The following is a 23,450-nucleotide window of genomic DNA, read 5'->3' on the forward strand; positions in this document are numbered from 1 at the left end:
GCTCAGCGCTCCTCGGAGGTCGGGTCGCCGGCCGCGTGCTCGGCGATGAGGGAGCGGGCGGCGTCGAGGTCGTCCGGGGTGTTGAGGTTGACCAGAGCGGTGCCCTTCAGCTCCCGCTTGGCCAGCCCGGTGAGGGTGCCGGCCGGGGCGAGCTCGAGGATCGCGGTCACGCCTCGCTCGCGGAAGCGGGCCATGCATGCCTCCCAGTCCACGGGCGAGGCCACCTGCTGGACGACGAGGTCGAGGAAGCGGGAGCCGGAGGTGAGCTCCTCGCCGCCGGCGTTGCTCACGAGGGGGCGGTCCTGGCGGGCGTCGGCGGGCGCGAGGCTCGGCGCGAAGGCGGCGAGGACGTCGCGGGCGCCGGCCATGTAGCGGGTGTGGAAGGCACCGGCGACCTGGAGCGGGATCACCCGGGCGCGTGCCGGGGCGTTCTCGCCGAGCGCGGCGATGGCGGCGACCGGGCCCGCGGCGACGACCTGTCCGGAGGAGTTGATGTTCGCCGGGGAGAGCCCGTGGGCCTCGATCGCCGCGAGGACCTCCTCGCGCACGCCGCCCACGACGGCGGCCATGGACGTCGGCTCGGCCGCCGCGGCCTCCGCCATCGCCCGCGAGCGGACCGCGACGAGCGCGAGCGCATCGGCGGGGGAGAGCACCCCGGCCAGCGCCGCCGCTGTCACCTCGCCCACGCTGTGCCCGGACAGCAGGGCAGGGGCCTCCGAGGCCGTGAAGGAGCCGGCCGCATAGCCGTCTGCGCCGAGCGAGTCTGCCGCGATGATCCCGGCGGCGACCAGCAGCGGCTGGGCGATCGCGGTGTCGCGGATCGTGTCGGCGTCGGACTGGGTGCCGTGGGCGATCAGATCGATGCCGGCGGGCTCGGCGTAGGCGAGGAGGGACTCCCGGACGCCCGGGAGCTCGAGCCAGGGGCTGAGGAAGCCGGGCTTCTGGGCGCCCTGGCCGGGGCTGACGATGGCGAGCACGAGGGACCTCCAAGGGCTGGATGGGCGGTGGGAGAGGACGAGGGCGGGCGGACCGGAGCTGGGACGGCGCGGCGCGTCAGCTGCTGGTGGTCGTGAGGGTGTGCAGCTCCGCACGCACCTGGGCGAGGGCGTCCTCGAGGGAGAGCCCCAGGTCCATCGCCAGGACAGCGTACTCGCGGGCGGCGCTCCCGATGCGCTCGCTCACATCGTCCAGCGGCGAGACCACGGTGCCTGCGCGGCCGCGGGTCATGACCAGTCCCGCCTCTTCGAGACGGCGGAAGGCCTTCGCGACCGTGTTCACGGCCACGCCGAGGTCGGCGGCCATCGCCCGGACGGTCGGGAGCCGGGTTCCCGGCGGGAGGCTCCCGTTCTGGATGGCGCGGGAGAGGCACACCTGGATCTGTCGCACGGGGGGCGAGCCCACACCCCGGTCCACGGCGACGAGTCCGTCGAGGGACGTCGTCACCGTGGCCGGGGCGGGTGCCGCCGCGGCGCTCTGCACGCTCAGGAGTCGCCCCCGAACGACCCGGACATGCCGGCGTTCGGGTTCAGCAGGTCGTACTTCTCGATCGCGCGGGCGGCGAGCCCGGCGTCGACCTTGCCCTCGCGGCCCAGCAGCTGCAGGGCCTTGACGACCATCGAGTGGGCGTCGATGTGCAGGTGGCGGCGGGCGGCCGGGCGGGTGTCGGAGAAGCCCCAGCCGTCGGCTCCGAGGACGCCGTACTGCCCGGGGATCCACGGACGGATGAGGTCGGGGACCATGTGGTCGTAGTCGCTGGTCGCGATGAACGGACCCTCGACCCCCTGGAACCGCTGCGTGATGTAGGGGACGCGCGCCTCCTGCTCGGGGTGCAGGAACGCCTGCTCCTCGGCCTCGAGGGCGTCCTTGCGCATCTCCGTCCACGAGGTGACGGACCAGACCGCCCCGCGGACGCCCCAGTCCTCGGCGAGCAGCTTCTGGGCGTGCTGCGCCCACGGCACGCCGACGCCGGAGGCGAGCAGCTGGACCGTCGGGCCCTCGCCCTCGGGGGCGGGGGAGAGCTGGTACATGCCCTTCAGCAGGCCCTCGACGTCCAGGCCCTCCGGCTCGGCCGGCTGCACCATCGGCTCGTTGTAGACCGTGATGTAGTAGAAGACCTCCTGGAGGCGCTTCTCATCGGCGCCGTACATGCGCTGCAGGCCGTCGCGGATGATGTGCCCGATCTCGTAGCCGTACGCCGGGTCGTAGATGACCGCGCCCGGGTTCGTGTACGCGAGGATCGGCGAATGGCCGTCCATGTGCTGCAGCCCCTCGCCCGCGAGGGTCGTCTTGCCCGCGGTCGCGCCGATGACGAAGCCCTTGGCCATCTGGTCGCCGGCGGCCCAGAAGAAGTCGCCCGTGCGCTGGAACCCGAACATCGAATAGAAGATGTAGAACGGGATCATCGGCTGGCCATGGGTCGCGTACGAGGTGCCCGCGGCGGTGAACGCCGAGGTCGAGCTGATCTCGTTGATCCCCATGTGCTTGATCTGACCGGAGGTGGACTCCTTGTAGGCCAGCAGCAGGTCGCGGTCCACGGAGATGTAGTTCTGGCCGTCCGGGTTGTAGATCTTCGCCGTCGGGAAGAGCGAATCCATGCCGAAGGTGCGGGCCTCGTCGGGGATGATCGGCACCCAGAGCTTGCCGGTCTCCTTGTCGCGCATGAGGTCCTTGATGAGCCGGACGAGCGCCATGGTGGTGGCGATCTCCTGCTTCCCGGAGCCGCGCTTGACCACCTTGTAGGCGTCCTCGCCGGGGAGGGTCAGGGCCTTGTGCTCCGTCGAGCGGGAGGGCACCGGGCCGCCGAGCTCGCCGCGCCGGGAATGGAAGTACTTCATGGCCGGGGACTCCGGATCCATGACGTAGAACGGGGCGTCGTAGACGCTGCCGGACTCGAGGACCTCGTCGCTGAACGGGATCTGCAGGGTGTCGCGCAGGGCCTTCAGGTCCTCCAGCGTGAACTTCTTCATCTGGTGGGTCGCGTTGCGGCCCGCGAAGTTCTTGCCCAGGCGGTAGCCCTTGATGGTGTGGGCGAGGATGACGGTCGGCTTGCCCGTGGTCTCCATCGCGGCCTTGAAGGCGGCGTAGATCTTCTTCGTGTCGTGGCCGCCGCGGTTGAGCTTCCACCAGATGTCGTCGTCGGACATGTGCTCGACGAGCGCCTTGGTGCGCGGATCGCGGCCGAAGAAGTTGTCGCGGATGAAGCCGCCGTCCTCCGCGCGGTAGGTCTGGAAGTCGCCGTCGGGGGTGGCGTTCATGAGGTCGATGAGCGCGCCCTCGTCATCGGCGGCGAACAGCGGATCCCAGCCGCTGCCCCAGATCACCTTGATGACGTTCCAGCCGGCGCCGCGGAACTGCGCCTCGAGCTCCTGCACGATCTTGCCGTTGCCGCGGACCGGGCCGTCCAGTCGCTGCAGGTTGCAGTTGACGACGAAGGTCAGGTTGTCCAGGTGCTCCTTGGCGGCGATATGCAGCGCGCCGCGGGACTCGACCTCGTCCATCTCGCCGTCGCCCAGGAACGCCCAGGTGTGCTGCTGGGAGGTGTCCTTGATGCCGCGGCCCAGGAGATACTTGTCGAAGGACGCCTGCTCGATCGCGTTCACGGGGCCGATGCCCATCGACACCGTCGGGAACTCCCAGAAGTCCGACATGGCGCGCGGATGCGGGTACGAGGGCATGCCATGCTTCGAGGAGAACTCCTGGCGGAAGCCGTCGAGGTCCTCCTGCGTCAGGTTCCCCTGCATGAACGCACGGGCGTAGATGCCGGGGGAGGCGTGGCCCTGGAAGAAGACGTGGTCGCCGCCGCCGGGGTGCTCACGGCCGCGGAAGAAGTGGTTGAAGCCGACCTCGTACATCGTGGAGATCGAGGCGTAGCTGGAGAGGTGCCCGCCGACGCCCACCCCGGGACGCTGCGCGCGGTGCACGACCATGGCCGCGTTCCAGCGCAGCGCGTTGCGGATCTCCTTCTCGAGCTCGAGATCGCCCGGGTACTCCGCCTGGTCCTCGACGTCGATGGTGTTGACGTAGTCCGTCATGAGGGAGTCCGGGAGATGGAGCTTCATCATCCGGGCGCGCTGGATGACGTTCTGCACGACCTCGGTGGCCCGCTCATCGCCGCGCTCCTCCACGAGCTGGTCGAGGGAGTCGAGCCACTCCCGGGTCTCCTCAGGATCGGGATCCTGCGCATGGCTGGGCAGATTGATGCCGATCGGACTCGGGGTCTCGTGTGCAGTCACGCTGTCCTTCTCTCGTTGCTTGAGCGGAACCGGTGGGCCGTCTGGCGCAGATGCGCGGGATCTTCGCATCGGTGCGGCAGGACGGCGAACGTCCTCCCAGAGTACCGAAACCGGGAGATGGTCGCGGTCTCGACGTGACCCAGCGAACCTCTGTGGCGTACGATTCGTAGGCGCCGTATGCGGCCGCCCCCGCGGCTCTCCATCCGGCGCCCTGTTCATCCCTGATGTCGCATCCCCGAGGAGACCCACTTGTCACCGTCCGCAGACGCCCCTTCGTCCCGCACTCCTGCGGAGGTGCTCGGGCTCTCCGCCGGGCAGCTGGTGCAGGAGTTCGGGTACGACGACGATGTGGACCTCGATCTGCGTGACCAGATCGAGGACGCCGTCGAAGGCGAGCTCGAGTACGAGGACAGCCAGGAGATCGTCGACGCGGTCATCGTGTGGTGGCGCAAGGACGACGGCGACCTGACCGATGCCCTCGTGGACGCCCTCTCCTCGCTCACGGCGGGCGGTCCGATCTGGCTGCTGAGCCCGAAGCCCGGCCGCGAGGGCACCGTGCTCCAGGCCGATGTCCAGGACGCCGCGAGCACCGCGGGCCTTCGCGTCATGAGCACCGTCTCGCTCGCCCCGGACTGGCTCGGCACCCGGCTGGCCAGCCGGGCCTGAGGTCCGGGGACCATCGCAGACGCAGCACCCCGCCGCCCACGAGGCGACGGGGTGCTGCGGCATCCGGAGTGGGTCGTGAGGGACTCGAACCCCCGACCTGCACGGTGTAAGCGTGATGCTCTGACCGACTGAGCTAACGACCCGCCCTGCGGCTCGCCCGTGCTCGTACGGGCTCTGCCAGCGGTCTATCGTCACAGATCGAGGCGCGGATCGCAAAGCGCGATCATGCACGGGGCGGTGCGTTCAGGATCACCGCGTGACGTCGGGGATCACCGCGTGAAGAGGTAGGCGAGGACCGCGAGGCCCACGACGACCGCGAGCACGCACAGCCACACCGCGGCGGACTGCCGGTCCCGTTCGATCTCGCGCTCGCTGCGCGGGGCCTGCGCGGCGCGGGGTCCGCGGCGGCTGAGCATCCGGGCCGCCGAGACGCCGAGCACGGCGACGGCGCTGAGCCCGAACAGGGACAGGATCAGGGTCTCCATCCGCAGGCTGCTCCTTCTCGTGGTCGGCACGGCACCGGGAGGATCTCCGGGCCGCGCACACTCTATCGAGGCGAACCTCGGCGCCCGATGGGAGCCGTCAGGAGCGGTTCCTATACTGGTCTCCCCGGCAGACGGAGGCTTTCCGGCATGACCTCTTCCCCTTCCCGCACCGTCCGCGGGCTCGATCCCGCCAGGGTCCGCGCAGACTTCCCGATCCTGGAGCGCACGCTCGCGGAAGATCATCCCCTCGTCTACCTCGACGCGGGGGCGACGAGCCAGCGCCCCCGGCAGGTCATCGACGCCGAGGTCGCCTTCCTCACGCGCTCGAACGCAGCGGTCAAGCGGGGCGCGCACCAGCTGGCCCAGGAGGCCACGGAGGCCTATGACGGGGCGCGGGCGCGGATCGCCTCGTTCCTGGGCGCTCCGCGCCCCGAGGAGGTGGTCTTCATGCGCAACGCGACGGAGGCGCTGAACCTCGTGGCGTACTCGCTCGGCAACGGCGACGCCTCGGTCCCGGATCATCTGCGCGTGCGCGACGGCGACGAGATCCTCGTGACGGAGATGGAGCATCATGCGAACCTCGTGCCCTGGCAGGAGCTCGCCCGGCGGACCGGGGCGGTGCTGCGCTGGATCCCGCTCACGGACGGCTTCACGCTGGATCTCGCGGCGCTGCCGGCGCTGCTGACCCCGCGCACGAAGGTCCTCGCCTTCACGCACCAGTCCAACGTGCTGGGCACCGTCAACCCGGTCGAGCAGCTCGTGGAGGCCGCCCGCTCCGTGGGTGCGCTGACGGTGCTGGACGCCTGCCAATCCGCGCCCCACATGCCGCTGGACCTCGCCGGGCTCGATGTCGACTTCGCCGCCCTGTCCGGGCACAAGATGCTCGGACCCACCGGGATCGGCGTGCTCTGGGGCAGGTACGAGCACCTCGCGCAGATGCCGCCGTTCCTCACGGGCGGCTCCATGATCGACGAGGTCGAGATGGAGCGGAGCACCTACGCCGAGCCGCCGGCTCGGTTCGAGGCCGGCACGCCGATGATCTCCCAGGCGATCGGTCTCGCGGCCGCCGCGGACTATCTCGACGCCCTCGGCATGGAGGAGGTCGCCGCCCATGAGCGGGCCCTGACCGACCGGGCGCTGCGCGGCCTCGCGGCCCTCCCCGGGGTGCGGATCATCGGCCCGGGCGCCTCCGCCGAGCGCGCGGGCGCGGTGTCCTTCGCCGTCGAGGGCCGCCATCCGCATGACATCGGCCAGGTGCTCGACTCGCGCGGGGTGCTCGTGCGGACGGGACACCACTGCGCCTGGCCCCTGCATCGTCGGTACGGGCTTCCGGGCACGACGCGCGCGAGCTTCTCCGTCCACACCACCCCCGAGGAGGTCGATGCGCTCCTCGCGGCCGTCGACCACGCCCTGACGTTCTTCAGGAGGTTCGCATGAGCCCCGGGCTGGACGCCCTCTACACCGAGATCATCTTCGAGCACGACAGGCGCCCGCGGCACGCGGGGCTGAGGGAGCCCTTCGACGCGGAGGTCAGCCATCGCAATCCCACCTGCGGCGACGAGATCAGGCTGCGTGTGCGCCGCCGCGGCGGACGCGTCGAGGACCTGAGCTACGAAGCCGTCGGCTGCGCGATGTCCCGCGCCTCCGCCTCGATGATGGCGGAGCTGCTGATCGGTCGCGAGCTCGCGGAGGCCGAGGACGTCGTCCACGCCTTCGAGACTGCGATGGGCTCGCGCGGCACCGATCCCGGGGACGAGGACGTGCTCGGCGATGCGGTCGCCCTGCTGGGCGCCTCGAAGTTCCCCGGCCGCGTGAAATGCGTCCTGCTGGCCTGGAAGGCGTATCGGGCGGCTCTGCTCGAGGCCGATCTGCTCTCGGACGAGGAGGCAGAGGCATGAGCCCGGCGGGACGGCGCCGCTCACCACGCGGAGCGACGGCCGGTGCACAGGCGCCGACCCTCGGCGCGCTCATCGGCGCGCTCGAGGCGCTCTATCCCCTCGCACGGGCCGAGGACTGGGACCGGGTCGGGCTGGTCCTGGGCGTTGAGGACGAGCGCGTCGCCCGGGTCCTGCTGGCCGTGGACCCGACCGTCGCGGTCGCGCGCGAGGCATCCGCGCACGACCTCCTGATCTCCCACCATCCGCTGCTGCTGCGCGGGGCGAGCGCTCTGCCGGCCAGCACCGGCAAGGGGGCCGTCGCGACGACCCTGCTGCGTTCGGGGACCGCCCTGTGGTGCGGGCACACCAACGTGGATCGCTCCCGGGCCGGGACCGCGAGCGCCCTCGTGACGGCGCTCGACCTGCAGGACGCGGCGCCGCTCGTGGCACCGGGCGCTGCCGAGGACGGACTGCTGGGGCTCGGCGCGATCGGCGAGCTGCCGGAGCCGATGCCGATCGAGGAGCTCGCGGCGAGGATCGACGCCCTGCTCCCGGCTACGATCCAGGGCGCCCGCTTCACCGGGGAGCCGCAACGCATGATCCGGACCCTCGCGCTGTGCCCCGGGGCCGGCGACTCGCTGCTGGATCTGGTGCGGACGACCGCCGCCGACGCCTACCTCACCTCCGACCTGCGCCACCACACGGCCCTCGAGCACCTCGAGGCCAGTGCGGACCAGACGGAGGTCCCGGCTCTCCTGGACGTTCCGCACTGGGCCGCGGAATCGCTGTGGCTGCCGCTGCTGCGCGAGGAGCTGCTGCGCATCGCCGCGGAGCATGGCTGGGAGCTGGACGTGCAGATCTCCACCCTGCGCACCGATCCGTGGAGCGGTGCGCGCAGCCACGGGTGCACCTAGACGCGCTCGACCACCACGAGGGTGCGGCCCTCGGGGGCGATCTCGACGTCCAGACCTGCCGGGAGTCCGTTCCGGGCAAGGTCGGCGAGAGCGGCCGTGCTCGTCATGGCGGCATCGTCGTGCGCGAGCAGCAGATGCGCGAGCATGCCCCGATAGCGCTTCGCATCGTGAGAGATCACGGTGCGCCGTCCGGCGTCCTCCCGCACGGCGGAGACCTCGACCGCTCCCGGGATCGGCATCATCGTCCGATAGGCGCCGGATCGGCAGTCCACCACCAGGGGGCTGCGCGCCGCGATCTCGCGACCGATCCCGGCCAGATGCTTCCGCCACCACGACCCCGCCTTCCCGAGCCGGGAGATCCGCGAGGAGGCGGAGAGCCGGTATGCCGGGATCAGGTCCGTCGCCGCGTCGACCACGCCCAGCAGGGCGGAGGTCACGAGCACCTGGCCCTCCCGGCGCGGCCGCTGCGGCCCGAGCGCGTCGTAGAGGACGCCCGCGTACACGTCCAGGACAGGGGCCACCGGCTCCTGATCGATCTGGGTCATGCGCGTCAGGAGCTCGGGCTGCGAGGCGGGGATCCCGAGGTGCGTCGTGCCCTCGTGCCCGTGGGCGGTGCGCGCGGCGGCGCGCAGCATCGTGGAGCGCGCCTCATGCAGCTGCCCGAAGGAGAGCCGCTCCAGGTCCAGGGGCGGGCCCTCGGCGGGCCGGGACTTGGACTCGGAGGGCGGCAGCACGATGATCATGCAGGGGATTCCTTCGCAGGGTCGGGACAGGAGTAGGATCACGGTCGATCAGTCGGCCGGGCAGTCGCGTCGTCGCCCTCGGGCGGCGCCGAGGAAAGTCCGGGCTCCATCCGGCACGGTGGTGGGTAACGCCCACCCGGAGCGATCCGCGGGACAGTGCCACAGAGAGAAGACCGCCGGCCCGCGAGGGCCGGTAAGGGTGAAAGGGTGGTGTAAGAGACCACCGCGGTCCCGGTGACGGGACCGGCATGGTAAACCCCACCGGGAGCAAGGTCAGACAGGGAACGTTCGAGGGCGCCGGCCCGAGTTCCCGGGTGGACCGCTGGAGGTCGTCGGCAACGGCGATCCGAGAGGGATGACTGCCGATCACAGAACCCGGCTTACAGGCCGGCTGGTCACCGCACGGGGCGGTGCAGGAGATCTCCTGCACCGCCCCGTGCCATCGGTCAGAGCTTCTTCGCAGCCTTCTTCTTGCGCGCCTTCGCACTCTTCTTCGCCTCCGCGCGGGCGAGAGCCGCGGCCCCGATGATCCCGGCCTCGTTGCGCGTCTTCGCCGGCACGATGGGCGTCTTCAGATCCAGCAGCGGCAGGAACTTCTTGTGCTGCTTGGAGATCCCGCCGCCCACGATGAACAGGTCGGGGGAGAAGAGGAACTCGATATGCGCGTAGTACTCCTGCAGACGGCCGGCCCACGTCTCCCAGTCCAGGCCCTCGCGGTCGCGGATCGACTCCGCCATGTACTTCTCCGCGTCCATGTCGTGCAGCAGCACGTGACCCAGCTCCGTGTTCGGCACGAGCTCCCCGTCGATGAACAGCGCGCTGCCCACACCCGTGCCCAGCGTCGTGAGGATCACGACGCCCGGCACGTCCCTGCCTGCGCCGAAGGCGACCTCGGCGATGCCCGCTGCGTCCGCGTCGTTGACCACGAAGACGTCATGGCCCGTGCGCTCGGTGAGCAGGGCATCGACGTCGGTGCCGATCCACGAGTCGTCGACGTTCGCGGCGGACTTCGCGACCCCGTGCTGGATGATCGCCGGGAAGGTGACGCCGACGGGCATGTCCTCGTCGATGTCGAAGGAGGAGATGAGCTGGGCGACCGTATCGGCCACGGCGTCCGGAACGGAGGGCTGCGGGGTGGGGATGCGCAGCCGATCCGCGGCGAGCTCTCCCGTGCGCAGGTCCACGGGCGCGCCCTTGATGCCGCTGCCGCCGATGTCGATACCGAACGCTGTCTTGCTCATCGATCTCTCCTTGGGACCGGCCGCGGCCGGGGAGGGGCCCGGCGCTGCACCGGGACGGGGACGCAGACAGTCTCTCAGATCACGGGAGCGTCAGGAGCTCGTAGCCGTCGGCGGTGACCAGCAGGGTGTGCTCGAACTGGGCCGTGAAGGAGCGATCCTTCGTCACGACGGTCCAGCCGTCCTCCCACATCTCCCAGTCCTGGCTGCCGAGCGTCACCATGGGCTCCACCGTGTACGTCATGCCTGGTTCGATGACGTCGTCGAACATCGGCGCCGAGTCGTAATGGGGGATGATCAGCCCGTTGTGGAACCCCTCGGCGACGCCGTGGCCGGTGAAGTCCCGCACCGACTCGTAGCCGTGGCGGCCCACGTACTTCTCGATCACGCGGCCGATCACGTTGACCTGCCGTCCCGGCTTCCCGGCGCGGATCCCGCGCATCATCGCCTCCTCGGTGCGGTCGATCAGCTCGTCCAGCCGCGGGTCGACCTCCCCGACCCGGAAGGTGGCGTTGCAGTCGCCGTGCACACCGCCGAGGAACGCGGTCACGTCGACGTTGAGGATGTCGCCCTCCTCCATGACGGTGGAGTCGGGGATGCCGTGGCAGACCACCTCGTTCAGGCTCGTGCAGCACGACTTCGGGAAGCCCAGATATCCGAGCGTGGAGGGGTAGGCGCCATGGGACAGCAGCACGTCGTGGACGACCGCGTCGATCTCGTCGGTGGTCACGCCGGGGGCGGTGGCCTCGCCGGCGGCCTGCAGCGCGAGGGCGGCCACGCGGGAGGCCGCGCGCACACGCGCGATCACCTCCGGGGTCTGGACCCGGGGCCCGGAATCGGAGACGGCCTCATCCTTGCCGACGTATTCGGGGCGCTCGATCCGCGTCGGGACGCTGCGCTCGGGTCCGATCGTCCCGGGGACCAGCGGCGCGCGATGCTCGGGACGGATCCAGCTCTGCTCTACAGTCATGCTGACCAGTCTCTCACCGGGAACAAGGAGCGCAGACATGAGCGAGTTCTACTTCAACGTGGCGACCGGCCAGGTCGAGGAGGGGAGGCAGTCCCCCGGGACCGAGCTGATGGGCCCGTACGCGAGCCGTGCCGAGGCCGAGCGGGCTCTCGAGTCGGCGGCCGCCCGCAACAAGGCCTGGGACGAGGAGGACGCCGCCTGGGACGGGGAGACGCCCCCCTCCTGAGCGATCTCAGTCGAAGGAGTGCTCCGGCCCCGGGTACTCGCGGCCCTCGACGGCGCCGCGGTACTCGCGGGCCGCTCGCTCGAGCTCCTCGCGCAGGTGGGCGAAGCGGCGCACGAACTTGCCCTCGAAACCGGACAGGCCGGCCATGTCCTGCCACACGAGCACCTGGCCGTCGCAGTCGGGACCGGCGCCGATCCCGATCGTCGGGATCTGGAGGACCTCGGTGACCCGCTGCGCGAGCGATCGCGGCACCAGCTCGAGCACGATCGCGAAGGCGCCCGCCTCCTGCAGGGCGAGGGCGTCGTCGGCGAGGCGGTCGGCCGCCTGATGATCACGGCCCTGCACGCGGTGGCCGGACAGGGCGTTGACGGACTGGGGGGTGAAGCCGAGGTGCCCCATCACCGGGATCCCCGCCTCGACCAGGGCACGGACCTGCGGGACGATCTCATGACCACCCTCGAGCTTGACCGCCTCTGCCCCGGCGCGGATCAGCTCCACGCCGTGACGGATCGCATCGGCGGGCCCGGTCTGATACGTGCCGAAGGCGAGGTCTGCGACGATCAGCGGGCGGGAGACCGAGCGGGCGACGGCCCCGGTGAACAGGCGGATGTCCTCATGAGTGGTGTGCACGGTCGAATCGTGGCCCAGGACCGTCGTGCCGACGCTGTCGCCGATCAGGAGGACCTCGATCCCTGCGCGTTCGAAGGCCTTCGCCGAGTACTGGTCGTAGGAGGTCAGCATCGAGAAGGCCCTGCCTGCCCGCTTGGCGTCCTGAAGGTGGCGGATGCGGATCTTCGCGGGGCCGGGAGCTCCGGCGCCGACGCTGCTGTTCACGGTCTTCTCCTGGGCGTTCGCAGTGGTGAGGAGTTCAGCGTAGCGTCTCGCGGCCCGCGCACGGGGAGGCGATGGGGAGGACTCCCCATCGCATGCGGGGCGCCGACGTGGTTGCATAGTGCCACCGTTCAACGCGACGGATCACAGACGAAGGGACCCACCATGAACGCCATCATGCGCAAGGCAGGCCGCGGATCGACCCTCCTGGTCGGAACGGTCGCCCTCGCCTTCTCCCTCGCCGCCTGCGGCGGTGGCGGCGATGCGGCCGAGGAGACCACCGGCGGCGAGGACACCGCCGCGGAGCAGACCACCGAGGAGAAGGCCGAGGAGACCACCGAGGCCGACGCCGCCGCGGAGGAGACCACCGAGGAGGACGCCGCCGCCGAGGAGACCACCGAGGGCGACGACGCCGCAGCCGGCGCGACCGAGGTGACCGACGCCGACCTGACGGCAGCGAAGGAGCAGTTCATCGGGTTCTTCACGGCTGCCTCCGAGGGCGACTACAAGGCGGTCTGCGGATACATGCTGGATCCGACGACGAAGGAGCCGATGACGGAGGGCCCGATGCTGGACGGCTGCGCCTCCGGGGTCGAGGGCTCGCTGGACCCGTCGACGTTCTCGCCCGAGATGGTCAGCATGATCGACTCGATGGTCGAGCCGGTCGACAACGGCGACGGGACGATCGGGTTCACGCTGCAGGGCACGGACCTGGGCATGCCGATGTCGAAGGCCAGCGACGGCAAGTGGTACATCGACTCGGGCGCCCTGATGTCGTCCGAGGCGGGCTGATCGCAGCCCATTGCGCAGGCACGGCCGGTCACCGATTCGGGGACCGGCCGTTCCGCTTCTCGCGGATGGGCCCGCGTCGTGGTGCACACTGGCCTCATGGAACGCCACCACGACGATGTCATCCGCACCGTGCAGGACCGCGACGTCCGCTTCATCCGACTCTGGTTCTGCGATGTCGTGGGCACGCTCAAATCCGTGGCGATCTCCCCGGCGGACCTCGAGACCGCCTTCACCGAGGGCATCGGCATCGACGGCTCCGCGATCGAGGGACTGACCCGCTCCTACGAATCCGACATGCTGCTGCGCCCGGATCCCGCGACCTTCCAGACGCTGCCCTGGCGCGGCGAGGTCTCCGGCACGGGCCGGATGATGTGCGACGTCCTCACCCCGGACGGCGATCCCGCCTCCTCCGACCCGAGACGCGTGCTGCGCGAGGTGATGGGCCGGGCCGAGGCGCAGGGCCTCGAGTACTTCACCCATCCGGAGATCGAGTTCTACCTCTTCGACGAGCCGTGGAAGCAGGGCCGCCCCCTGCGGCCCATCGACTCCGCCGGCTACTTCGACCACGTGCACCACGCCGGCGGACAGGACTTCCGCCGCACCGTGATCTCCTATCTCGAGTCGATGAACATCCAGGTGGAGTACTCCCACCACGAGAACGGCCCCGGTCAGAACGAGATCGATCTGCGCTATGCCGACGCCCTCACGACGGCCGACAACATCCTGACGTTCCGCACCGTCGTCAAGGAGGTCGCCCTGTCGATGGGACAGGTCGCCTCGTTCATGCCCAAGCCGATGTTCGACCGGCCCGGCAACGGCATGCACACGCACCTGTCGCTGTTCTCCCACGGGAAGAACGTCTTCCATGAGCCCGGCGCCGAGTACGGCCTCTCCCGGACGGCGCGCCAGTTCATCGCCGGATTGCTGCGGCATGCGAGCGAGTACGCGGTCCTGACCAACCAGTTCGTGAACTCCTACAAGCGGATCTGGGGTGCACAGGAGGCGCCGAGCTTCATCTGCTGGGGGCACAACAACCGGTCCGCCCTGGTCCGCGTCCCCTTCCACAAGCCGACCAAGACCACCAGCTCCCGCGTCGAGTTCCGGGGCCTCGACTCCGCCGCCAACCCGTATCTCGCCTTCGCGGCCCTGCTGGGCGCGGGGATGAAGGGCATCGAGGAGGAGTACGAGCTTCCCGAGGGCGCCGAGGACACGGTCTGGGAGCTGACCGACCGCGAGCGCCGCGCCATGGGCATCGAACCTCTGCCCACCGATCTGTTCCGGGCGCTCGAATCCTTCGAGGAGTCGGAGCTGATGGCGGAGATCCTCGGCGAGCAGGTCTTCGAGTACATCCTGCGCAACAAGCACGACGAATGGCACACCTACCGCTCCCAGGTCACGGGGGTGGAGCTCGAGACCACCTTCGGCAGGATCTGAGACCGTGCCGCCGCTGACCCATGCCGAGCTGGTCCGGCTCGGATTCGCGCGCGCCGACCGGGTCGAGAGATTCCTCGCGGACCCTCTGCTCGATCCCGCCCCGCGCGAGCTGATCGAGGCGATGGCGCGCTCCGCGGACCCGGACGAGGCGGCGATAGGCCTGCTGCGGCTGGTCGAGGCCATGCATCGCGACGACCTCGCCGAGCAGGCCCGCGCCATCCTCGTCGACGCCTCCGGGCAGGACCTCGTGCGGCTGCTGGGAGCGAGCGTCGCGATCGGCGACCACCTGACCCGCCACCCCGAGACGGTCCGGCCCCTGCTCACGGGGGCGGAGGAGCCGCTCACCTCCGCGGCCCAGTACCGGGAGCGGATCCTGCGGGCCGTCGGCGCGGATCCCGCGGCCGCGGTCCCGGTCGCCTCCGGCACGGGCGACGCCCTGCGCACGGCGTACTTCGCGAGCCTGGCCGGCATCGCCTTCGCGGACCTCACGGCCGAGGACCCGCTGGCGCTGCAGGTGCCCGTCTCCGCTGCTCTCGCCGACCTCGCCGCCGCCGCCCTCGAAGGCGCGCTCGCCCTGGCCCGCGCGAGCCAGCCGGGGCATGAGCACGTGCGGCTGTCGATCCTCGCGATGGGCAAGACCGGCGCACGCGAGCTCAACTACATCTCCGACGTCGACGTCCTCTACGTGGTGGCCCCGGCCGCCCCGGAGGTCGACGCCGAGGAGCTCACGCGCATCGGCGGGGCCCTGGCCCGGCAGGTGGCCCGTATCTGCTCGGAGCGCACGGCGGAGGGTTCCCTCTGGCAGGTGGATGCGAACCTGCGCCCGGAGGGCAAGGACGGGGAGCTCGTGCGCACCATCGACTCCTACCGCCGCTACTACGAGCGCTGGGCGGACTCCTGGGAGTTCCAGGCGCTGCTCAAGGCACGGCCCGTGGCCGGCGACGAGGACCTCGGCGCCGAGTTCGTCGACCTCGTGCAGCCGATGGTCTGGCAGGCCTCCACCCGGGACGGGTTCGTCGACGACACGCGCGCCATGCGCCGCCGCGTCGTCGAGCTCATCCCGCACGGCGAGACCGAGCGGAACGTGAAGCTGGGCCCCGGCGGTCTGCGGGACGTCGAGTTCACCGTGCAGCTGCTGCAGATGGTCCACGGCCGCAGCGACGAGGAGCTGCGCTGCCGCGGCACCCTCGAGGCCCTCGCCCGCCTGCGCGCCGGCGGCTATGTGTCCCGCGCCCAGGCCGACGAGATGGACGAGGCGTACCGCTTCCTGCGCGTCGTCGAGCATCGGATCCAGCTCCACCGGCTGCGCCGCAGCCAGGTCATCCCCGAGGCCCCCGCGGATCTGCGCCGGCTCGCCCGCTCTGCCGGCATGGGGCCGGAGGACTTCACGCGCAGGGTCGGCTCCGTGAGGCGCCGCGTCCGCCAGCTGCACGAGGAGATCTTCTATCGTCCGCTGCTGCAGACCGCCGCCGGGCTCTCCGACGGCGAGGTGCGGCTCAGCCCGGCATCGGCCCAGGCGCGGCTCGCCGCGATCGGCTACCGGGATCCGGTCAAGGCGACCCAGCACATCGCCGCCCTCACCGGCGGGGTCTCGCGGTCCGCGGCCATCCAGAGGCAGCTGCTGCCGGCGCTGCTGGAATGGTTCGCCGACGGGATCGCGCCCGATATGGGCCTGCTCGCCTTCCGCCGCCTGAGCGAGGAGGCCGGCTCCACCCACTGGTTCCTGGGGATGCTGCGCGACAGCGGCGTCGCCGCCAAGCGCCTGACCCGGGTGCTGAGCAGCTCGCGCTACGCCGGGGACCAGCTGGTGGCGATGCCCCACACCACCCGCTGGCTCAGCCGCGACGATGACCTGCGGCCGCTCGGCTCCCGGAAGCTGGGGGAGGAGCTGACCGCCTCCATGCGCCGGGCCGGCACCCGGGAGGAGGCCGTCGGCGTCGTCCGCGACATCCGCCGCCGGGAGATCACCCGCCTCGCGCTGTCGCGCCTGTCGGAGCGGATCACCGCGATCGAGGTGGGGACGGCGCTCACCGACCTGGCCGACGCCGAGCTCGCCGCGGCCCTGGACCTCGCTCTGCGCGACGAGGAGTCCGCAGGGATCCGCATGGCCGTGATCGCGCTGGGCAGCTTCGGCGCCCGCGAGATGGGCTACGCCTCCGATGCCGATGTGCAGTTCGTGGTCGAGGACGCGGGCGCCGGTCCCGAAGCCGTGGCGCGGGGAATCCGTGTGGCGACGGCGCTGCAGAAGATCCTCAACGCCCCGAGCGCGGGCATGGACATGAAGGTGAACGCGGATCTGCGACCCGAGGGGCGCCAGGGTGCTCTCGTGCGGTCGATCGACTCGTGGCTCGACTACTACCGGCGCCATGCCGCGCCGTGGGAGCTGCAGGCCCTGCTGCGCGCCCGGGTCAGCGTCGGCCCATCGGGTCTCGCCGAGCGGCTCGAGCAGGAGCTCGACGCGCTGCGGTATCCGCGGGAGGGGATGACCGCCGCCCGGGAGCGCGACTTCGTCCGGATGAAGGCCCGCATCGAATCGGAGCGCCTGCCCCGCGGCATCACCCCGGAACGGCATCTCAAGCTGGGCCGCGGCGCCATGACCGATGTCGAGTGGGTGGTCCAGAAGCTCCAGATCGCCCACGCCGGAGAGAACCCGGACCTGCGCCGGATCTCGACCCTGCCGGCGCTCGAGGCGATCGCCGCGGCCGGGCTGCTGAGCTCCCGGGATGCCGAGATCCTCGCCGAGGCCTGGCTGCTCGCCTGGCGTCTGCGCCGAGCCCTGTTCCTGTGGAAGGGACGCGAACCCGACGCGCTGCCCTCGGACCGCGTGGACCGTCGCGCCCTCGCACTGCTGGTCGAGGGCCCGGACGGCAGTGCGAACTCCCTCGAGGAGCGCTACCTGCGCATCACGCGGCAGGCACGCGCGATCGTCGAGCGCGAGATCTTCGGCGCCTCGACCCCGCACCTGCCGGGGGAGCGGCTCGGATGACCCCGCTCGCCGGTGAGAGGGGAGCCACCCCGCGTCCCGCCGCGGCCGGGCGGGACCGGGTGCGTAGGCTGGGGGCACCATGACCTCACCGAAGCTCAGCCACGACACGCCCCGCGGACGCATGTACTCGATCGAGCCGGGCGGTAAGCCCGTCTATCCCTCGATCACGAACGTGGCCGGGATGCGCGCCAAGGACCACCTGCAGGGCTGGTATGCGACGATGGCGTCCAAACGGGCGCTCGAGATGTTTGACTACCTGCAGCGCAACCCGGAGCGGGCGAGCGAGGAGATCCGGCGCGTCACCTCCGCGAAATGGGGGACCCAGAAGAAGATCGCCGCCGCCGCCGAGGACTACACCCGGCGCGCCGCCGACTTCGGCACCTTCGTGCATGCGCTCTGCGAGGACTGGGAGCGCAGCGGCGTCCGGCCCGGCCGCGAGGAGATGAGCGCCCTCGCCGCGCAGCTGCGGCAGGAGGCGGGGGCCCTGGCCCAGGAGCGCAGCCTCGAGGACCTGGTCAGCCGCGCGCAGCTGCGGCTGGACGGCTTCGCCGCCTTCCTCGACGACTTCCAGCCCGAGTTCATCGAGGTCGAGCAGACGGTCGTGAACCACACCGTGGGCTACGCCGGCACGACCGATGCGATCGTGAAGATCGGCGGCAGCCTGCTGAGCGCCGACATCAAGACCTCCAAGAAGGTCCGCGGCGACTACGCCCTCCAGGGCGTCGCGGTCGTCAACGCGGAGGCCCTCCTCGACGACGACGGCACGGTGCGTCCGATGCCGGAGCTCGTGGGCGCCTTCATCATCCATCTGCCGGAGGCGGGCGGCTATTCCGCTGTGCCGCTGCGCACCGGGGACGCGGAGTTCGAGGTCTTCCGCGCGCTCAAGCAGGCGTGGCTCTTCGAGGCGGAGGAGTGCATCAGCGGTCCCAGCACGAATCCTCAGCAGCTGCTGCTCTCCCTGCTGCGCGCCAAGGGCGGGCTCGACGCGCTCGGCACCGGCGCCTGACATGCCCCGCGGGGCGAGGAGGTCCCCATGACCGCGCCGGGGGATTCGCCGCACGCGGTTGACGACGTCCCGATCTCGGCGCCCGTCGACCCGATCGAGGGGAGCCTCATCACGCGGTCCTTCGGCTACGACGGCGGACGCCGGGTCACGGCGTACATGCCGCCCCGGGCGCCGGAGGCCGTCGTCCTCGCCGGGGACGGGCAGCTGATCTCGCAGTGGGGCGGGTATCTCGAGGCCGCGGATGTCGTGCCGACCATGATCGTGGGCGTCCATCGTTCCGAGGCCGAGGACGAGATGGTGCGGATCCGGGAGTACTCCCCGTCCTTCGACGAGGCCCGCTTCGCCGCGCATGAGCGCTTCGTCATCGACGAGGTCGGGGAGTGGATCCGGTCGGATCTCGGGGTCGTGACGCCGGTCGAACGCACCGCGGTGTGCGGGGTCTCCGCGGGCGGGGAGCTGTCGCTCGCCCTCGGGCTGCGTCACCCCGATGTCTTCGGCGCCGTCTTCTCCGCCTCGCCCGGCGGCGGCTATCGGCCTCCGGAGGTCATGCCGGACCGGCTCCCGCGCGTCTACCTCCTCGCCGGGACCGCGGAGCCGTTCTTCGCGGAGAACGCCGCCCGCTGGGCCGATGCGCTCCTCCATGCGGGAGCGGACGTCAGGACGAGGACGCGCACGGGTGACCACGGCGACCCGTTCTGGGCCGAGGAGCTCCCGCTCATGGTCGCCTGGGCCTTCGGGCGCTGAGACCTGCCGATCGCCGGGGGCGGGCCCATCGCCCTCCCCACCCCGAGCCGACCTCGGTGTCGCGGGTGCGGCGGAAGTGCGGCTTTGCGTGGGGGATTGGCGCAGTTCTGCCGCACGACACAGGCTGTGGAACGGAAGGGCCCGCCCGGCCGACCGTCAGGACGTCCTGACGGCGGGCCGGGCGGGCCCCTCGCGATCGCCGATGCGCGACGCGGGCGCTCAGCTGCGGGTCCGGCTCACAGGTCGTAGTAGAGCTCGAACTCGTAGGGGTGCGGGCGGAAGCGGAACGGGTCCACCTCGTTCTTGCGCTTGTAGTCGATCCAGGTGCGGATCAGGTCCGGCGGGAACACATCGCCCTCGGCGAGATAGTCGTGATCCGCCTCGAGCGCGTCCAGCGCCTCCTCGAGCGAGGTCGGCAGCTGCTTGATCTGCGCGTGCTCCTCCGGGGGCAGCTCGTACAGATCCTTGTCGATCGGCTCCGGCGGCTCGATCCGGTTGCGGATGCCGTCGATGCCGGCCATGAGCTGCGCGGCGAAGGACAGGTACGGGTTCGCCGAGGGGTCCGGTGCGCGGAACTCGATGCGCTTGGCCTTCGGCGAGGCGCCGGTGACGGGGATGCGGATGCAGGCGGAGCGGTTGCGCGCCGAATACACCATGTTCACCGGAGCCTCGAAGCCGGGGACCAGGCGCTTGAAGGAGTTCACCGTGGGGTTGGTGAAGGCCACCAGCGAGGAGGCGTGCTCGATGATGCCGCCGATGTACCAGCGGGCGATATCGGACAGACCGCCGTAGCCGCGCTCGTCGTAGAACAGCGGCTCGCCGTCCTTCCACAGCGACTGGTGGGTGTGCATGCCCGAGCCGTTGTCGCCGAACAGGGGCTTCGGCATGAAGGTGGCGGTCTTGCCCGCGTTCCACACCTCGTTCTTCACGACGTACTTGAACTTCATGACGTCGTCGGCGGCCTGCAGCAGCGTGTTGAAGCGGTAGTTGATCTCCTGCTGCCCGGCGGTGCCCACCTCGTGGTGCGCGCGCTCGACCGGGAGACCGACCTCCTCGAGGACGGCGCAGATGTCATCGCGGAGGTCCGCCATCTGGTCATTGGGGGAGACGGGGAAGTAGCCGCCCTTGAGCTGCGTCTTGTAGCCCTGGTTTCCGCCGAACTCGGATTCGTCGCGGCCCGTGTTCCAGATCGCCTCGTCCGAGTCGATCTTGAAGAAGGACTCGTTGATCGACGTCTTGTAGCGGATGTCGTCGAAGATGTAGAACTCCGCCTCGGCGGCGAAGAAGGCGGTGTCCGCGATCCCGGTCGAGCGCAGGTACTCCTCTGCCTTCGCGGCGACCGTGCGCGGATCGCGGGAGTACGGCTCGTCGGTGAACGGATCCACGATCGAGAAGTTCATGACCAGGGTCTTCCGCTCGCGGAAGGGATCGAGGTACGCGGTCTCGAGGTCCGGGATCAGCTTCATGTCCGACTCGTGGATCGCCTGGAACCCGCGGATCGACGAGCCGTCGAAGTTCTGTCCGGTGGCGATGGCCTCCTCGTCGAACGACGATGCCGGGACGTTGAAGTGCTGCATCACGCCGGGAAGGTCGCAGAAGCGGATGTCGATGAACTCGACGTCCTCCTCCTGCACGTACTTCACGAGCTCACTGGGGTTGCTGAACACGTATCCTCCATCTGAGCGCCGCCGGATGCGGCGCTTCGTCGTCTGGACCCGGTGACCGGGCCGAGCCCCGGACACCGGGCGGCGGACCGCCCGAGCGCCCGTCAGGACGGGACTCGCTGCGTGACAGTCTAGGCACGGCCGGACCGCGCACCCCGCGAGTGGACCCGATCCTGCGCTCCTGGAGCCTCAGGGCCGCTCTGCTCCCAGCGCCCGGGATCTAGGCTGGTCCGGTGATAGAACGCAAGGACCTCGGCTCCTGGATGGACGGACCTCCGCAGGACGAGGAGTACGTGCGCGGCTCCGCGATCGGCCTGCCGCCCGAGGGCCCCGGCTCCGCCGCCCCTTTCGGCCGCCGGGTGGTGAGCCTGCTGATCGACTGGAGCATCTGCTCCCTCGTCAGCGTGCTGCTGTTCTCCTATGACTCCTTGGTCACGTTGTGCCTGTTCGTGGGGCTGAACCTCGCCCTGATGACGCTGTTCGGCGCGACGCCCGGGCAGTATCTCCTGCGCCTGCGCACCCAGCCTGTCGTTCACCGCTACCCGATGCTCGTGCGGAGCCTGATCCGCACCGCGCTCATGCTCCTGGTCCTGCCGGCGGTGATCTGGAACCGGGATCGGCAGCCGCTCCATGACGTCCTCGCCGGGACGGCCGTCGTCCGTCTCTGAGGGTCCTCGACGCTCGCACCCCGAATGTCACGATCAGATCACGAATGTCACGATCAGGTCACGGCCCGCTGGTCGGGCCGCGTGGACCGGGGCGGTCCCCGGGGACGGAGAAGCCCCCGGGGGACCGCATCGGTCCACCGGGGGCTTTGTCCATGCCGCGCCCTGGTCGCCAGGGAGGCGGAGAGGAGGATCAGCGTCCGCGCAGCGCCTTCCGATTGGGGCGGGCGCGCATCGGATCCACGCCCTTGGGCACCGACATCCGCAGCGAGCGCTTGAGCGCGGCCAGGCGCTTGGCGACCTCCGCGGACTCGTCGCGCGTGAGGACCTTCTTCATGCGCGTCATATACCCGGGCAGCTTGTGCAGCGGCACCTCGCCCTCGCCGTCGCCGACGATGATCTGATGCACCGGGACGTTCTCGTGGTTCAGGACCCGACGGATGCTGCGCCGCTCCTTCTCCAGAAGCTTCAGGGAGATGTTCGAGCCGTTCTCCGCGACCAGAGCGATGCCCGCGCGGCCGTAGGCGCGGAACAGCATCGTCTGCGAGCGCGGGTCGATCTGCACCGGCTCGTCCTCGACGTTCCAGCCGCGCCGGATGGACTGCATGGCCGCGAGCGGCGCGCCCTGCTGCCCGCGGATCCGGTCGAAGGCTGCGGCCTCCGCCTTCCGCGCGAGGATGAACATCGCCGCGAGCAGGCCGATCGCGACGCCCAGGAACACGCCGTACCAGGGGCTGCTGAGCAGCCACCAGCTCAGCAGGACCGCGGCGACGATCGAACCGACCATCGCCAGAGCCATGTACGGCACCAGCGTGCGGTCGACCTTGCGGGTCATGTGGAAGACCTGGAGCATCTGCTTGAAGCGTCCCGGCTGCTTCGGGGTCTTCTTCGTCTCCGCCTCCGCGGGGGACTTCTCGTTCTTGCGTGCCATCGTCTGCTTTCGGGGCGTCAGCCGACCGGTGCCGCATGGCGGGCGACGACGCTCGCGGCTTCCTGTCGGGCGGGGGTGGTCTGGTCGAGGTGGCGCAGGTTCTCCGGGATCTCGCGGCCCAGCTTCTTCATCGACTGCGCCCACAGGCGGCCGGCCCGGTACGAGGAGCGGACCATCGGACCCGCCATGACCGCGAGGAAGCCCATCTCCTCCGCGGCCTGCGACAGGTCCAGGAACTGCTGGGGCTTGACCCAGCGGTCGATCGGATGGTGCATCTTCGAGGGCCGCAGGTACTGGGTGATGGTGATGATGTCGCAGCCCGCATCGCGCAGTCGCTGCAGCGAGTCGAGGATCTCCTCGTCCGTCTCGCCCATCCCGAGGATCAGGTTCGACTTCGTGATCATCCCGGCGTCCTTGCCCATGCTGATCACATCGAGGCTGCGCTCGTAGCGGAAGGCCGGGCGGATCTGCTTGAAGATCCGCGGCACGGTCTCGAGGTTGTGCGCGAACACCTCGGGCTTCGCGTCGAAGACCTGCTGGAGGGCTTCGCCGTTGCCCTTGATGTCGTCGATGAGCAGCTCGACCCCGGTCCCCGGGTTCATCGCATGGATCTGCTCGCAGGTGCGGGCGAAGAGGCCGGCGGCGCCGTCGGGGAGGTCGTCGCGGGCCACACCCGTGATCGTCGAGTAGCGCAGGCCCATCTCCTGGACGGACTGCGCGACCTTGAACGGCTCCATCGGGTCCACGGGCAGCGGCTTCCCGGTCGCGATGTCGCAGAAGTCGCAGCGCCGCGTGCAGCGGTCCCCGCCGATGAGGAAGGTCGCCTCGCGGTCCTCCCAGCACTCGAAGATGTTGGGGCAGCCCGCCTCCTCGCAGACCGTGTGCAGGCCGCGGCCGTGCACGCGCTCCTTCATCGCCGAATACTCCGGACCCATCACGGCGCGGGTCTTGATCCACTCGGGCTTGCGCTCGATGGGGGTCTGCGCGTTGCGCGCCTCCACCCGGAGCATGCGGCGTCCCTCTGGGGCGATGGTCACGCTCGTGCC

Annotated in this window: 22 protein-coding genes, 1 tRNA gene and 1 other RNA gene; 12 read left to right on the plus strand and 12 right to left on the minus strand. The window is 70.5% G+C overall.

Annotated features, from left to right (window positions below; translation table 11 throughout):
• Positions 1-2 precede the first annotated feature (2 nt).
• The 3 genes from ACFFF6_RS09725 to aceE all read right to left on the minus strand — a co-directional run bounded on the left by ACFFF6_RS09725 (position 3) and on the right by aceE (position 4,232).
• Positions 3-977, minus strand: a complete 975-nt coding sequence (locus ACFFF6_RS09725; RefSeq protein ID WP_376980167.1) for an ACP S-malonyltransferase — start codon at positions 975-977, stop codon at positions 3-5.
• A 76-nt stretch (positions 978-1,053) separates the two neighbouring features.
• Complete coding sequence (locus tag ACFFF6_RS09730) at positions 1,054-1,479, minus strand: GntR family transcriptional regulator (protein ID WP_376980168.1); 426 nt, start codon at positions 1,477-1,479, stop codon at positions 1,054-1,056.
• 2 nt (positions 1,480-1,481) lie between these two features.
• Positions 1,482-4,232: a pyruvate dehydrogenase (acetyl-transferring), homodimeric type gene (aceE, locus tag ACFFF6_RS09735; RefSeq protein ID WP_376980169.1), complete on the minus strand. Its 2,751-nt coding sequence runs from the start codon at positions 4,230-4,232 to the stop codon at positions 1,482-1,484.
• A gap of 249 nt (positions 4,233-4,481) precedes the next feature.
• Between aceE and ACFFF6_RS09740 the strand changes: the two genes are divergently transcribed.
• Entirely contained in the window at positions 4,482-4,898 is a 417-nt protein-coding gene (locus tag ACFFF6_RS09740; RefSeq protein ID WP_376980170.1) for a DUF3052 domain-containing protein, read from the plus strand.
• A 69-nt stretch (positions 4,899-4,967) separates the two neighbouring features.
• Here ACFFF6_RS09740 and ACFFF6_RS09745 read toward each other — a convergent pair.
• Both ACFFF6_RS09745 and ACFFF6_RS09750 read right to left on the minus strand, forming a co-directional pair.
• Positions 4,968-5,041: transfer RNA gene (locus tag ACFFF6_RS09745), tRNA-Val, on the minus strand.
• A gap of 126 nt (positions 5,042-5,167) precedes the next feature.
• Positions 5,168-5,383 carry a hypothetical protein gene (locus ACFFF6_RS09750; protein WP_376980171.1) on the minus strand — a complete coding sequence of 72 codons (216 nt, stop codon included), beginning with the start codon at positions 5,381-5,383 and terminating at the stop codon, positions 5,168-5,170.
• Positions 5,384-5,530: 147 nt separating this feature from the next.
• Here ACFFF6_RS09750 and ACFFF6_RS09755 point away from each other — a divergent pair, with 147 nt between their 5' ends.
• From ACFFF6_RS09755 to ACFFF6_RS09765, 3 genes are read left to right on the plus strand one after another with little or no spacing between them, the layout of a single operon-like run.
• The gene (locus tag ACFFF6_RS09755; RefSeq protein WP_376980172.1) at positions 5,531-6,820 is read left to right on the plus strand and encodes a SufS family cysteine desulfurase; all 1,290 of its coding nucleotides are present in this window, start codon (positions 5,531-5,533) and stop codon (positions 6,818-6,820) included.
• Complete coding sequence (gene sufU / locus ACFFF6_RS09760; protein WP_376980173.1) at positions 6,817-7,281, plus strand: Fe-S cluster assembly sulfur transfer protein SufU; 465 nt, start codon at positions 6,817-6,819, stop codon at positions 7,279-7,281. Before ACFFF6_RS09755 ends, sufU begins: the two co-directional genes overlap by 4 nt.
• Positions 7,278-8,174 (plus strand): Nif3-like dinuclear metal center hexameric protein, encoded by an 897-nt coding sequence (locus ACFFF6_RS09765; RefSeq protein ID WP_376980174.1) that lies wholly within the window; start codon positions 7,278-7,280, stop codon positions 8,172-8,174. The genes sufU and ACFFF6_RS09765 overlap by 4 nt, the downstream gene beginning before the upstream one ends.
• On the opposite strand, the gene ACFFF6_RS09770 is transcribed toward ACFFF6_RS09765, so the two are convergent.
• Positions 8,171-8,917, minus strand: coding sequence for a YaaA family protein (locus ACFFF6_RS09770; protein ID WP_376980175.1), 747 nt, complete (start codon positions 8,915-8,917; stop codon positions 8,171-8,173). The genes ACFFF6_RS09765 and ACFFF6_RS09770 overlap by 4 nt on opposite strands.
• 48 nt (positions 8,918-8,965) lie before the next feature.
• On the opposite strand from ACFFF6_RS09770, the gene rnpB reads away from it, so the two are divergent.
• An RNA gene (rnpB, locus tag ACFFF6_RS09775) (RNase P RNA component class A) lies at positions 8,966-9,316 on the plus strand.
• A gap of 47 nt (positions 9,317-9,363) precedes the next feature.
• Here the strand turns inward: rnpB and ppgK are convergent.
• Together ppgK and map are read right to left on the minus strand one after the other, a co-directional pair.
• Positions 9,364-10,158: a polyphosphate--glucose phosphotransferase gene (ppgK, locus tag ACFFF6_RS09780; protein WP_376980176.1), complete on the minus strand. Its 795-nt coding sequence runs from the start codon at positions 10,156-10,158 to the stop codon at positions 9,364-9,366.
• 79 nt (positions 10,159-10,237) lie between these two features.
• Positions 10,238-11,125, minus strand: a complete 888-nt coding sequence (gene map / locus ACFFF6_RS09785; protein WP_376980177.1) for a type I methionyl aminopeptidase — start codon at positions 11,123-11,125, stop codon at positions 10,238-10,240.
• A gap of 37 nt (positions 11,126-11,162) precedes the next feature.
• Between map and ACFFF6_RS09790 the strand changes: the two genes are divergently transcribed.
• Positions 11,163-11,351, plus strand: coding sequence for an SPOR domain-containing protein (locus ACFFF6_RS09790; RefSeq protein ID WP_376980178.1), 189 nt, complete (start codon positions 11,163-11,165; stop codon positions 11,349-11,351).
• A gap of 6 nt (positions 11,352-11,357) precedes the next feature.
• On the opposite strand, the gene panB is transcribed toward ACFFF6_RS09790, so the two are convergent.
• Positions 11,358-12,185 carry a 3-methyl-2-oxobutanoate hydroxymethyltransferase gene (gene panB / locus ACFFF6_RS09795; RefSeq protein ID WP_376980179.1) on the minus strand — a complete coding sequence of 276 codons (828 nt, stop codon included), beginning with the start codon at positions 12,183-12,185 and terminating at the stop codon, positions 11,358-11,360.
• A 162-nt stretch (positions 12,186-12,347) separates the two neighbouring features.
• Between panB and ACFFF6_RS09800 the strand changes: the two genes are divergently transcribed.
• From ACFFF6_RS09800 to ACFFF6_RS09820, 5 genes are all read left to right on the plus strand, one after another.
• Complete coding sequence (locus ACFFF6_RS09800) at positions 12,348-12,974, plus strand: hypothetical protein (protein WP_376980180.1); 627 nt, start codon at positions 12,348-12,350, stop codon at positions 12,972-12,974.
• Between the two features lie 96 nt (positions 12,975-13,070).
• Positions 13,071-14,408 (plus strand): glutamine synthetase family protein, encoded by a 1,338-nt coding sequence (locus tag ACFFF6_RS09805; protein ID WP_376980181.1) that lies wholly within the window; start codon positions 13,071-13,073, stop codon positions 14,406-14,408.
• A gap of 4 nt (positions 14,409-14,412) precedes the next feature.
• On the plus strand, positions 14,413-17,394 hold the full coding sequence (locus tag ACFFF6_RS09810; RefSeq protein ID WP_376980182.1) for a bifunctional [glutamine synthetase] adenylyltransferase/[glutamine synthetase]-adenylyl-L-tyrosine phosphorylase: 2,982 nt from the start codon (positions 14,413-14,415) through the stop codon (positions 17,392-17,394).
• A 79-nt stretch (positions 17,395-17,473) separates the two neighbouring features.
• Complete coding sequence (locus tag ACFFF6_RS09815; RefSeq protein ID WP_376980183.1) at positions 17,474-18,400, plus strand: PD-(D/E)XK nuclease family protein; 927 nt, start codon at positions 17,474-17,476, stop codon at positions 18,398-18,400.
• Between the two features lie 27 nt (positions 18,401-18,427).
• Complete coding sequence (locus tag ACFFF6_RS09820) at positions 18,428-19,144, plus strand: alpha/beta hydrolase (protein ID WP_376980184.1); 717 nt, start codon at positions 18,428-18,430, stop codon at positions 19,142-19,144.
• Between the two features lie 236 nt (positions 19,145-19,380).
• On the opposite strand, the gene glnA is transcribed toward ACFFF6_RS09820, so the two are convergent.
• Positions 19,381-20,811 (minus strand): type I glutamate--ammonia ligase, encoded by a 1,431-nt coding sequence (glnA, locus tag ACFFF6_RS09825; RefSeq protein WP_376980185.1) that lies wholly within the window; start codon positions 20,809-20,811, stop codon positions 19,381-19,383.
• A gap of 230 nt (positions 20,812-21,041) precedes the next feature.
• Between glnA and ACFFF6_RS09830 the strand changes: the two genes are divergently transcribed.
• Complete coding sequence (locus tag ACFFF6_RS09830; protein ID WP_376980186.1) at positions 21,042-21,476, plus strand: RDD family protein; 435 nt, start codon at positions 21,042-21,044, stop codon at positions 21,474-21,476.
• A gap of 190 nt (positions 21,477-21,666) precedes the next feature.
• Here ACFFF6_RS09830 and ACFFF6_RS09835 read toward each other — a convergent pair whose 3' ends face one another.
• Both ACFFF6_RS09835 and lipA read right to left on the minus strand, forming a co-directional pair.
• Positions 21,667-22,404: a DUF4191 domain-containing protein gene (locus ACFFF6_RS09835; RefSeq protein ID WP_376980187.1), complete on the minus strand. Its 738-nt coding sequence runs from the start codon at positions 22,402-22,404 to the stop codon at positions 21,667-21,669.
• A gap of 17 nt (positions 22,405-22,421) precedes the next feature.
• Positions 22,422-23,441, minus strand: a complete 1,020-nt coding sequence (gene lipA / locus ACFFF6_RS09840; RefSeq protein ID WP_376980188.1) for a lipoyl synthase — start codon at positions 23,439-23,441, stop codon at positions 22,422-22,424.
• Between the last annotated feature and the right edge of the window lie 9 nt (positions 23,442-23,450).

It is taken from the genome of Brachybacterium hainanense (assembly GCF_042434575.1).
GTDB classification, from domain to species: Bacteria; Actinomycetota; Actinomycetes; order Actinomycetales; family Dermabacteraceae; genus Brachybacterium; species Brachybacterium hainanense.

What these genes read in the sequence shown, in the direction of transcription:
- ACFFF6_RS09765 (WP_376980174.1), top strand. Translation starts at nt 7,278, where the DNA reads ATGAGCCCGGCGGGACGGCGCCGCTCACCACGCGGAGCGACGGCCGGT.
- ACFFF6_RS09820 (WP_376980184.1), top strand. Translation starts at nt 18,428, where the DNA reads ATGACCGCGCCGGGGGATTCGCCGCACGCGGTTGACGACGTCCCGATC.
- ACFFF6_RS09815 (WP_376980183.1), top strand. Translation starts at nt 17,474, where the DNA reads ATGACCTCACCGAAGCTCAGCCACGACACGCCCCGCGGACGCATGTAC.
- ACFFF6_RS09800 (WP_376980180.1), top strand. Translation starts at nt 12,348, where the DNA reads ATGAACGCCATCATGCGCAAGGCAGGCCGCGGATCGACCCTCCTGGTC.
- ACFFF6_RS09835 (WP_376980187.1), bottom strand. Translation starts at nt 22,404, where the DNA reads ATGGCACGCAAGAACGAGAAGTCCCCCGCGGAGGCGGAGACGAAGAAG.
- ACFFF6_RS09750 (WP_376980171.1), bottom strand. Translation starts at nt 5,383, where the DNA reads ATGGAGACCCTGATCCTGTCCCTGTTCGGGCTCAGCGCCGTCGCCGTG.
- ACFFF6_RS09805 (WP_376980181.1), top strand. Translation starts at nt 13,071, where the DNA reads ATGGAACGCCACCACGACGATGTCATCCGCACCGTGCAGGACCGCGAC.
- ACFFF6_RS09755 (WP_376980172.1), top strand. Translation starts at nt 5,531, where the DNA reads ATGACCTCTTCCCCTTCCCGCACCGTCCGCGGGCTCGATCCCGCCAGG.
- sufU (WP_376980173.1), top strand. Translation starts at nt 6,817, where the DNA reads ATGAGCCCCGGGCTGGACGCCCTCTACACCGAGATCATCTTCGAGCAC.
- ppgK (WP_376980176.1), bottom strand. Translation starts at nt 10,158, where the DNA reads ATGAGCAAGACAGCGTTCGGTATCGACATCGGCGGCAGCGGCATCAAG.
- map (WP_376980177.1), bottom strand. Translation starts at nt 11,125, where the DNA reads ATGACTGTAGAGCAGAGCTGGATCCGTCCCGAGCATCGCGCGCCGCTG.
- ACFFF6_RS09770 (WP_376980175.1), bottom strand. Translation starts at nt 8,917, where the DNA reads ATGATCATCGTGCTGCCGCCCTCCGAGTCCAAGTCCCGGCCCGCCGAG.
- ACFFF6_RS09790 (WP_376980178.1), top strand. Translation starts at nt 11,163, where the DNA reads ATGAGCGAGTTCTACTTCAACGTGGCGACCGGCCAGGTCGAGGAGGGG.